Source organism: Flavobacterium sp. (assembly GCF_035456085.1).
Lineage (GTDB): Bacteria > Bacteroidota > Bacteroidia > Flavobacteriales > Flavobacteriaceae > Flavobacterium.
The window spans coordinates 20638-31948 of the sequence record NZ_DATIDY010000080.1 but is presented as its reverse complement, the minus strand read 5'-3'; the positions used below and the strand labels follow the sequence as shown (position 1 = coordinate 31948).

General features: G+C 29.4%; 11 protein-coding genes. 1 reads left to right on the top strand and 10 read right to left on the bottom strand.

Annotated elements, in window-relative coordinates:
* From VLC96_RS05955 to VLC96_RS05910, 10 genes are all read right to left on the bottom strand, one after another.
* Positions 1–941, bottom strand: a 941-nt coding sequence (locus tag VLC96_RS05955; protein WP_325261312.1) for a CCA tRNA nucleotidyltransferase, incomplete at its 3' end; no start/stop codon positions are given.
* A gap of 80 nt (positions 942–1021) precedes the next feature.
* A complete protein-coding gene (locus VLC96_RS05950) occupies positions 1022–1396 on the bottom strand; it encodes a GxxExxY protein (RefSeq protein WP_325261310.1) in 375 nt (124 codons plus the stop codon).
* Positions 1397–1444: 48 nt separating this feature from the next.
* Entirely contained in the window at positions 1445–2011 is a 567-nt protein-coding gene (locus tag VLC96_RS05945) for an L-threonylcarbamoyladenylate synthase (RefSeq protein ID WP_325261309.1), read from the bottom strand.
* 60 nt (positions 2012–2071) lie between these two features.
* Positions 2072–3661, bottom strand: a complete 1590-nt coding sequence (locus tag VLC96_RS05940; RefSeq protein WP_325261307.1) for a capsule assembly Wzi family protein — start codon at positions 3659–3661, stop codon at positions 2072–2074.
* A 96-nt stretch (positions 3662–3757) separates the two neighbouring features.
* Positions 3758–4843 carry a glycosyltransferase WbsX family protein gene (locus VLC96_RS05935; protein ID WP_325261306.1) on the bottom strand — a complete coding sequence of 362 codons (1086 nt, stop codon included), beginning with the start codon at positions 4841–4843 and terminating at the stop codon, positions 3758–3760.
* Positions 4844–5011: 168 nt separating this feature from the next.
* Positions 5012–6205, bottom strand: coding sequence for a glycosyltransferase (locus VLC96_RS05930; protein ID WP_325261304.1), 1194 nt, complete (start codon positions 6203–6205; stop codon positions 5012–5014).
* Positions 6206–6207: 2 nt separating this feature from the next.
* Positions 6208–7161, bottom strand: coding sequence for a WaaS/CpsH family glycosyltransferase (locus tag VLC96_RS05925; protein WP_325261302.1), 954 nt, complete (start codon positions 7159–7161; stop codon positions 6208–6210).
* Between the two features lie 46 nt (positions 7162–7207).
* The gene (locus VLC96_RS05920; protein WP_325261300.1) at positions 7208–8167 is read right to left on the bottom strand and encodes a hypothetical protein; all 960 of its coding nucleotides are present in this window, start codon (positions 8165–8167) and stop codon (positions 7208–7210) included.
* Positions 8164–9138 carry a WaaS/CpsH family glycosyltransferase gene (locus VLC96_RS05915; protein WP_325261298.1) on the bottom strand — a complete coding sequence of 325 codons (975 nt, stop codon included), beginning with the start codon at positions 9136–9138 and terminating at the stop codon, positions 8164–8166. The genes VLC96_RS05920 and VLC96_RS05915 overlap by 4 nt, the downstream gene beginning before the upstream one ends.
* Before the next feature lie 231 nt (positions 9139–9369).
* Complete coding sequence (locus VLC96_RS05910) at positions 9370–10446, bottom strand: glycosyltransferase family 4 protein (RefSeq protein WP_325261296.1); 1077 nt, start codon at positions 10444–10446, stop codon at positions 9370–9372.
* Positions 10447–10528: 82 nt separating this feature from the next.
* Here VLC96_RS05910 and VLC96_RS05905 point away from each other — a divergent pair, with 82 nt between their 5' ends.
* Entirely contained in the window at positions 10529–11296 is a 768-nt protein-coding gene (locus tag VLC96_RS05905; RefSeq protein ID WP_325261294.1) for a lipopolysaccharide kinase InaA family protein, read from the top strand.
* Positions 11297–11311 lie beyond the last annotated feature (15 nt).

Sequence of the window (11311 nt, the reverse complement as noted above, 5' to 3'; positions counted from 1 at the left end):
GCCATTTTTCCACCCAAAAATTCATGTCCGTGAAAAGTCCAGCCTTGTTTTTTGTTGAAGCGCTTGGTTGGTGCTTTTCCAATATCATGCAATAAAGCCGACCAACGCAACCAAACATCATCTGTATTTGGGCAAATATTATCGACAACTTCGAGAGTATGGTAAAAATTATTTTTGTGTGTATGACCTTCAATTTCTTCCACTTGATTTAAAGCTGTCAGTTCAGGAAGAATAATATCTAAAAGACCAGTTTTAAACAATAATAAAAATCCAACAGAAGGTTTATCTGTCGAAAGGATTTTGTTTAATTCTTCGACAATGCGTTCTCCGGAAATGATTTTGATTCGTTCTGCGTTTTTGGTAATAGAGTCCAATGAATTTTGGTCAATATCAAAGCCTAATTGAGTTGCAAATCGAATACCTCTGAGCATTCGCAATGGGTCATCAGAGAAAGTAACATCAGGATCGAGTGGGGTTTTTATGATTTTGTTTTCCAAATCAACAATACCGTCGAAAGGATCTAAGAGATTACCAAATGTGTTTGAATTTAATGATAATGCCAACGCATTAATCGTAAAATCACGTCTGTTTTGGTCGTCTTTAAGCGTACCATTTTCAACAATTGGATTTCGGCTATCATGATTATAGGATTCTTTTCGGGCTCCAACAAATTCTATTTCGGTATCTTCAAAACGTAACATAGCAGTTCCGTATGTCTTAAAAACCTGTACTTTTGGTTTCTTAGGAAGCAAATCAGATACTTTCAATGCCAATTCGATTCCGCTACCAACGGCAACAACATCGATGTCTTTTTTGAAATCTCTTTTTAAAAGTAAGTCACGTACAAAACCGCCAATGACATAACTTTCGACATGGAGCTCTTGGGAAGCCTGTGAAATGACTTCGAATATTTTATTATGTAAGGCTTCTTTGTAGTTCATATTTTTATAGCCACGAATTCACGAATTAAATCATTTATGATTGTTTATGTTTTAAAAATGGCACAAATTAATTCTTGATTTTACAAAACAATTCTTTTGTATTCAAGGGATTTATTATTAAAATTGGCTAAAATTGCCAGTTTGTTTGATGATACTTTCAAGTAATTGATGCATTGAGCAATATGTTTTGAATCTAATTTTTCACACGATTTCAGTTCTAAAATAATTGTGTCATAGACTACGAAATCGGCATAAAATTTATGGTTTAAAATAATATCTTTATACTTTACATCATATTCTTTTTCTCTTTCGAAAGGAATATTTAGTTTTTTAAATTCATATTCTAACGCATCTTTATATACAATTTCAGAAAAACCTCCACCCAAATTATTATGAACATCAAATAGGATTCCCATAATTTGAAAACTTTCGTCTTTGTGGATTATTTGTGTCATTAAAACGTATTATTTTAAAAATAAAATTTGTGAATTCGTGGCGAAAAACTATTTCCGAATGATTTTCACTTGCGAATCACTCGTCAATTTAATAATAGTGGAAGGTTTTCCAGCGATTTTATCGTGGTGCAAATTTACAACATAGTCAACGCCTTTTATAATTTCAGGACTAATTTCTTTGAAACTTTTTGGAGTAGGTTGACCAGAAATATTTGCCGATGTGGAAACTAAAGGTTTTTTCATTCGCTCCATTAATTTGAAACAGAAAGGTTCTTTAACAATACGAATTGCTAAAGTTTTATCGGCAGCAATTAAGTTTGACGCCAGATTTCTTGGATTATCCAATACAAGGGTAGTTGGATTCTCGGATAAGTCCATAATTTGCCATGCTACTTCGGGGATTTCTTTGAAAACATTATAAATCATTTTTTCACCATTCATCAGGCAAATCATACTTTGTGTTTCGGCGCGTTGTTTGAGTTTGTATATTTTGGCAACGGCTGCAGCATTAGTTGCATCACAACCAATTCCCCATACTGTATCAGTAGGGTAGAGTATGATTCCGCCATTTTTTATGACTTCGTATGCGTTTAGTATTTCTTGATTGATGTCCATTTTGTCTTAATATTAATTGTTTCTTTTTTGCTAATATTTTTTTTAAGTGAGCCCAAAAGATTATAATTGATATTGTAAAGAAAGTTGAAACTGTACATTTAAATTATGCTGGCCTAACTGCCATTGATAGTTGTACATTTTCGAAAAGTTCATTTTGGCTTTTACACTTAAATTTTCAAATTTTTTATAAGCATAAGTGTTTACATCTAAATCAACCCATTTTCTTGAGACATCTTGGTAAGCATCATAATAAAAATCCATATTATGCGCATACCTCTCTACTTGCATGCCAAATACTTGATTCTTTTCCCAAAAGCTAAAATCCAAGGTTTGTAAATTGCTGCTTGGTCCAATCCCTGCTCCAAGGACTTCTCCTTTATTAGTATATCCATGAAATATAATCCCATGCTGATACCATGCGCCTGCTGGTCTTACAATCCGGTCTGCACTTTGTTCCAGATGTGTACTTTCAAAATTGAATTTTAAGTATTGATTTTTATTTTTATTTAACATAAATATTTTTGTAAATCCAGCAAGATAAGCTCGGGAATGTTCAGGCGACTGAAAGAGGTCATTTAAATCTTGTGAATTGTCATTCCAACCACTTTCGGCATAAAATTCAAATTTTGATTCTTTCAGTACCCATCGCAGGAATAATGAAGCTAGTTGATCTCTGTTTTTTGCGTCTTCATTGTTAAGGTTTTTTTTCTGAAAAGGGATAAATATTGGCATATAATCAGAAAAACTATGTCCCATATCTTCTCGATAAACTTGAATAGTACGATTTAGTCCTAAAAATAAACCGGGAATCCATTTAGGATGATAGTTTATGGAAAGACCATTGATATATCGCCAGTCATTTCTTTTAGGTATTTCGTAATCTATACCATCAATAATATATTGAGATTTTGGACTAGTCAATCCAGAACCCTCTAGTTTTCCTGAGATTATTTGTCCTTCAAAACTACCAATGTATGTTTCTACAGGCTTTCTGGTATTTAAGGTAAAATGTAAAAATCCAGTAGCGTTATTACTCATCACTAATGAATTTTGTATTCCTGGTCCCCACCATAAGTTTTCGGTAGATATCCCTACTGAAAATTGCTTGATATTCACTTTAATATTACTTTGTCCCCAGTTTAGCTTGCTGTAAGATTTGTCTCCATAAGGAGTTGGTAAATCGGTAGTATTTAAATACGAAATATTTGCGATTCGAACTTCGTTTGACTCTTTCAGAGGAAAAGTGTCATAGTTGGGATTATCTGCGTATACATATTCGGGTCTAATTTGTGCGCTCAAAATTCCGTATTCTCCAAAAAAACCAGCGCTTAATTGTGTCTGATAGCCTTTAGCAGGAATCATTGACCCATCATTCCAGCCACTCGGAGCAAATGTATTATATTGTTGAATGAGAGTTATCGGAAGTACTTTGATATTTACTTTTTTTTTAGAATTGGATTGAGCGGAATCAACCAGTTTTGAATCCAATGGGCGCAAAGTGTATGAAACAAATGCATTTGAATTTCCTAGCAATTGTTCATTCCTGCTTCTTTGTTCGATCATATCAATGTTGCCAACAGAAATATTTTGAGCTTTTGTAATTTGGATGCCAAAAAGAAATGAGATTAAAAGTAATAGTAGTTTTTTCATGAAAATTATTCTGAATGGATGATGTATGTATTTTGTAAACAATGCAAATGTACTTTATAATTAATAAGTATTCCTGATAGTAATATTTTAGAATGATTATTTAAAAATTTGTCTTTTTAGAGCTTCGAGAAATTTTGTGCCCCATAATAAATCAGGTTCCATATAATTGCCTTCTGCCCATTCATTCCATGATTTAATAAAAATAATTTTATGCTCATCATTTTTATCTTTTACAATTTCAACTGCTTCTTTAACATGTTTTTCAAATAATTCAGGTGTAGAGTCTGTCAAAATTAATCCTTCACGACCGCTACGTGGACTATGATCCCATCCTGGAATGATACTAGGATAAACATTTTCCTTTTTATCGGTCTCTGGGGAAATGAATTTTTTTGAAGCAACTTCATAAGGATAGATCTTCATACTTTTTCGAAAAATTTTATTATATCTTTTGTAAAATTTACGTACAAAAGATTTTTTTTCTGCTAAAAATTCCTCTAATCGCATAGTATTTATCGCATCAATACCGGTATTTAAAAGTGTTTCATCACTTATTGTAAAATTCATATTCTGACCGATGAAATAAATTCCTTCTAATCCATTTTCTGTTGCGAGTTTTCGCCAAGTCTTTATAAATATTGGAATTTCAGAATGAGCTAAGGGCATATAAATCATAAAAACTGGTTTATTTTCGATTTTTATATACCTTTTATCTTTAAAAGCGGGTAAAACCTCAAAAAAATGTGCTGTATAATCTTCTATGCCAGGATATAACTGTTCTATCAAAATATTACGATTCTTTAAACCATGGTTAAAGCCTTTCCATGTTTCGTTTGCCCATGCTAAACAAAATGGGAAATCTGGTTCTCCAGAAGCAATTACTTCGTTAAAAGGTCTTTCAATAAGTCTTTTGCCATTACCAAACCAATAATGCCAATAACAAAATCCTTCTACACCATATTCACGGGCCATATCTGCTTGAGCTTTTCGAATTTCTGGTACACGCAAATCATAATAGCCTAAATCCGCTGGAACTCTTGGCTGATAATGTTTTTTAAATAAAGATTTAGCCTTACCTACATTAGTCCATTCTGTAAAGCCTTTTCCCCACCATTCATCGTTTTCGGGAATTGGATGGTATTGCGGCAAATAAAAAGCTATTATTCGGGCTTTTGTTTTCATTATTGAAGTTTACTGTTTTTTAATCTTTCTAATTTTATAGGAATTGATTAAAACATTACAATTATTATTGGCTGGCAAATATACACAATTGGTATATTATGCTGGAAGTTTTTACTATTGTTTGTTGATAATGAAGTATTGATTATTGAATGGATATTACCTGTATAATTACTCTAGAAAAGACAAAAGAGTTTGCTTTAAGATTCCTTTGGAAAATGGTTCTAAACTTTTTTCAGAATTGTTTTGTAGCTCCAGCCATAGATTTTTATTTGTATATAATTCAATTATTGCTGCGGCAAATCCATCTTTTGAATCATCAATTAAAGCATTCTTTCTGTTAATCAATTTCATTCCTTCAGCTCCTATTGAAGAAGTTACGACAGGCAAATAGTATTCAAAAGCTTGTCCTATTTTTCCTTTTACTCCAGCGCCATATCGCAAAGGAGCTACCATTATTTTATTTGTAATAAAAAAAGGTTCTATATCTGGTACGTAACCATGATATACAAAATTTGGATTCTTTAAATCGACAATTTTAGAATTTACATTTCCAATAATATTCACTTTCACTTGCGGCAATTTTTCCCAAACAATTGGCATTATTTCGTTACAGAGATAATTTATTGCATCTATATTTGGTGCATGAATTGAACCTATAAAAAGTAAGTCTTCTCTATTTTCAAAAGGTAAAGTCTGTTCTTTATTTATTTTTGGATAGTGAATATTTGAAATGGTAATTAATTTGTCAGCATTAAAATATTGAGTCATAATTTCTTTTTCGACATCGGATATTGTAATTATGTAATCTACTTTTTGAGCTAGCTTTGTTTCAATTTCAAAATATTCCTTTTGCTTTTTCTTAAGTGATATTTGAGTCGGTTCTAATTCAAAAGCTCTTTGAAAACGTAAAAAGTGAATATCAACCATATCAAAAATTGTTTTTGATTTAGGTAAGATTCGCGATATTTTGCTTAAATTTTTCTTCAAAGATTCTGGAGCATAAAACCAAACATAATCTACTTTTTGTATAGATTTCAAAAAGCTAAAATAATTTCTATACTGATTGGTCTCAACGTAGACAATAACTCCTAAATCACTAAAATACTTTACATATTCATTGGTTCGATAAGTGTCTTTTGAGCAAATAATACAATTATATCCTAGCTCTTTAAATGCTAAAATAGTTTCTTTTAACCTGTTCGAACCAGAATCTTTGTCTGGTGCTGGCATTGCTCGGCTTATAAAAACAATAGATTTACATAATGGATTGTAAGTATTGTAGTTAGGTATTGAATGATCCAATTGTTTTTCAAGTATATTCTTCTTTGCAAAATAGCGTTTTACACTTTTTAATAATCCCATCTTTATATTTTAAATACAGTGTTTACCCAATTTTCAATAGTATATTTGTAATAAATTTCGTTACTTAGAGGTTCATATGGAGAATTAAGAAAATCTGGACTTATTTCTATCTCTGCGTTTTCATCTAGAATCAAAATATTATTAGGATTGTAAAAATCATATTCTTTAATTGAGGCATTTGTAGTTATGATTTTTCTCTGCATTGCCAATGCTTCAAATATTCTGAAGCTTAAACCATTATGATCTTTTCTAATTAAATCAAGATATATTTTTGAATTTTCTAAATCTTCTTTTAAATCTTTAGGAAGTAAAATTTTTCTTGAGTAAATAATTTTTGGATTACTATTTTTTGGTAATTTTTTTCCAACGGCAATAAATTTAAAATTAATCTTATGATTAGAAAGATAATCAGCGAGTCTATTTAGAAAATCAAAGCGTTCGTCAATAGAAATTACTATAAAAATATTATCATTTACTTTTTTTGACTCTATTTCTCTTTTCTCCATATAAATATAATTTGGGATAAAAGTGAAATTGTACTTTTTTGTATCAATTAAATCGAATGAATATATTTCATCAAATATTCCATTTAGCAGATTATCAATTGGAAATCTTTTGTAACTGTCATAAATATAAGTAAGATATCGATTGGTAAGTTTTTTGATTTGTAAATGTGTTTCTCTACTTATTTTATCAGGTCTTATAAATAAAATGATGTCTTGATGTCCAAGATTCGTAATTTGTTGTACGATATATGTTTCTAAGGCTTTTTGTTTTTTATTTTTTTTTAAAAATAATTTTTTAAAAGTATTTCCAATCCTGTCAAAAATCGATGTGTATTTGTATTTGAATAGTGAAGCATCAATGTGATTTGCATCAATGTTTCTTCTTTTTAATTCTAGTATAATATTATGGTCAAAAAAAGTCGAATCAAAACTAACTAAACAGATTTTCATAATGTTTTGCTTTATGTGTGCTAAAATAGAATCCGAGTAAAATATGTTATGAAAAAAGTTTTTTTACATCCACAATCATATTTTGTTTTTCATTCATAACAAATGTTCTAAAATCTATGAATTCATTAAATACCTTCTCATAATTATTCATCACATTAATAATCAATTCGGTGACATTTTCGGTTTGCATTTCATTTGAATGTAATTTGTACTTTTCAGGAATGCCTAGATCTTCTCGGAAACCAGCTGTTCCCTCACGACCTGTCAGTAAACAAACCCCAGAAACAAGTGCTTCTCTAGGGATTTTGTCACGTCCTGGAAAATAGCCAAAGTCAATGTGAAGTTTTGCTTTTCGTAAAGTATTTCTCATTTCTTCTCTACTCATACCAGATAATGGAATCCATTCATATTGCGGGAGAAGTGTTATATATTTTTCGATTTTATCCAAGCCTTTTTTAGGGTTGTAGGTAATGATATTTTCTTTTGTAAAAGTTTCTGGCAAATTATCAAAGAAAAGTTCGGTAACATAATCACATAAATAAGCAATTTCGTTATCTAGTTTTTTAGTCAATAAAAATTCTTTTACCCTTTGAGACTGATACCAATGTGTGATAGTTTTATTGGGTTCAAAACGATATTCGGTATGTTTGTATGGAACAAATAATTTTCTTATCCAGTTTTTTTTCTTTTCCCGACTATTCATTAAAATCTCATAAAAATCAAGGCTAAGCCACCATATTTTTTTTTCAGATAAAGGATAACGCGCTATCCAATTAGTCATAGATTCTGGAATTATTACAATATTATCTGCATTATCGGTGATTTTATAAGTATAAGGAACATTGTAACTTTTATAAAAAGGGTGGATGGGGTTGCTTTTGTATTTTGAATATAACATTTTTACATCAAACCCTAGCAACAATAAAACATGGCCTAATTGATGCAGAGCTTCTGGGCCACCAGTTGCCTTATTAGGAGGGCAAATGATGAAAATTTTTTTATTCATATATCTTTATTCTGAAATATTACTTTTGAAAGCCATCCATCTATAGTATATTTTTGAAGAATGTCTTGTGGTATTTTTTGATATTCATTATTGAAAAAATCTAGAGGAATTTCAGGTTTTTTTTCATCAATTATTAAAATATTATTAGGATTATAGAAATCATAATTTTGAATATCAGGGTTGGTTGTAATTAGTTTTTTTTCTAATCCAAGACTTTCAAAAATTCTGAAAGTAAGTCCTTTTTGCCCTTTTCTGTTGATGTCTAGTAAAACTTGAGCGTTGAGAATATACTTGTTCACTTCATTTAGAGGAACGTGATTTGTAATAAATTCAATATTTGAATCACCTTTATTCCTATTCTTTTTATCAAAAATTATGAATTTATAGTTTATTTTTCTTTCAAATAACTGAGTCGCAATTTTGGATAAAACAGGTAATCTTTTGTCTATAGAACTGATATTGAATATTTGGTATTTAAAATTATCTTCAGCAGCTTCATTAGTATTCTTATTTGTTTCATATATCCAATTTGTAACAAATTTTAAATTATATTTATTACAATCTTCTTTTTCAAAAGAATATACTTCGTCAAAATTTGGGATTACCCGAATTATTTTAGGACATCTAGTTGTACTGTCATTAAAAAAAGCAATTGATTTTTTAGTGTATTGTTTAAAATTTAGAATACATTTTGGATCAATAAAATCACCTTTTATGGTTAGAATTATATCTTGAATTTCATTATTTTCTTTTAACTTCTTGATTATTTCGTTTCCATAAAAAATGTTTTTACGATTCTTTTTGAATATTGTTTTAAGAAAAAAGTTGTGGTATCTATATAAAAAATTAGGATATTCATGTATGAAATTACTAAAATCAATATGCCTAACCGTGTGACCTTCTTTTTTTAGATTGGCCGCTAGATGATTATTAAAACCCCAATTATCAAAGCTTATAATTGTTATTTTCATCAAAAATATTATTAATTATAATATATAAAATTAGTACAAATGTAGTTGTAATAAATGATTTCTCATTTATTTTAGGTTTAAGACTCTTTTTGCTGTAAAGAGAATAAGTTTTATTTTAAATGATTACACATAAAACGTGACTTTTTGTTTTTTCATATATCCATGTACAAGAATCGCTGGGTTTAGTTTAATTAAATTTTTTATAATTAAATTTGAAAACCCATTATAGAATTATTTAAGAATATTGCTGTAAACGTCAAAATATTCGGCTGCTGCAACTTTCCAATCAAAACTAGCAGCTCTTTGTTTTAGTAATATTTCGTGATTAGTTTTGTCATTTTCAAAGCTGTTTAACCCATCAAATAAAACTGTTTTCATGTATTCCGGGTCAAAGTTTGTCCAATAATTAGCGACATCTCCTCCAATTTCAGGAAGAGAAGTTTTATCTGATAAGAATGTTGGTTTTCCAAAACTCATTGCTTCAATTGGTGGTAAACCGAACCCTTCACGAATGGATGGAAAAAGGAAAGCAGTACAGTTCTTCATGAAGAATTGTTTTCCCATATTACTTACTTTTCCAGTTAAAAAAACTTGATTTGTTAATCCATTATCACTTATTAGCTTTTTTATTACTGCACCATATTTTTTAGTATCATTTCCAGATATTATTAAATTAAAATCTTTAATAGTTTTCATCATATTAATGATTGAAGTAAAATTTTTTCTTTCAATAAAATCACCAATACTGTAAAAAAACGGTTTATCTACAGGTACATTACTTATATACGATGATGTATCAAGTAATGTTGAAATTGGATTTCCGTTATAAATAATCTTTTCTGGAATATTTGGAACTTGAAAATATTTATGGGTTTGTTGTTTTGCAAATTCAGATATGTAGGTAATTGTATCTGCTTTTTTTAATTTTTCAATAAATAAAACATTTCTTTTGTGATTCATGTCCGAAGAAATTTCTTCAACAAAATTCACATCATGAATAGTTAATAGATATTTTTTATTTATTCTTGGTTCTAATTTAGAATTTTGATTTACAGAATGCCATAAATCAAATTTATGAAAGCTCCTGAAGGATTTGTATCTATGGAATGGCCAGTATTTATGATATTTGAATTTATCGCCAAATTCATTTTTTAGCAGATTAGTTCTTCCTGAATTGAGATGTATTTCTAAATCATCAAAACAAAGCTGATTTAAACCTTTAATTAATTCATAATTAAAAGTCCCTAAACCACTGGCTCTATTGTTAATATTATGTGTTTCTAAAAAAACACTTTTTAAATGCGGCATTTTTTTTTTTGCGAAAATACAATATTAATTTGAAGTCTAAAAAGCAATACTTACTTTTGGAAAAGTTAATTAGGAATATCTCATGAAATACATAATAAATCTTGCTTATAAAACAAGTGAGGCTCAAGTTATAAATTTTGTTAAAAGCTTTAAAACAGAAGGTATTCTGTTTGGCGATGGCAAAAGAAACATCATTAAATTATTCGATTTAGACGGAAAAACAATAAACATTAAATCGTTTAAGATTCCTAATTTAGTCAATAAAATTGCCTATAAATATTTTAGAAAATCAAAAGCCAGACGTTCTTTTGAATATGCTACTCTTTTATTAGAAAAAGGGATTGGAACTCCGGAACCGATCGCTTTTTTTGAAAATTACAATTGGATTGGTTTAAAAGACAGCTATTATGTGAGTGAGCATTTAGAATGCGATTTGACTTATAGAGAACTAGTAGAAATTCCTGAATTTCCAGATAATGAAAATATTTTGAGACAGTTCACTCAGTTTTCATTCCATTTACATCAAAATGGAGTGGAATTTTTAGACCATTCTCCAGGAAATACCTTGATTAAAAAATCAGCTAATGGAAAATATGAATTTTTCTTAGTGGATTTAAATAGAATGAATTTTCACAGTCAAATGGATTTTGATCAAAGAATGAAAAACCTTTCTCGTCTAACTCCTCAAAAGGATATGGTTGCCATTATGAGTAACGAATATGCAAAATGGTATTCTGCAAAAACTGAACAAGAAATTTTTGAAAAAATGTGGTTTTATACCACGGAGTTTCAAGAAAAATTCCAAAGAAAACAAAAGTTAAAAAAGAAACTTAAATTTTGGAAATCGTAATTCTGGTTTTTTCTA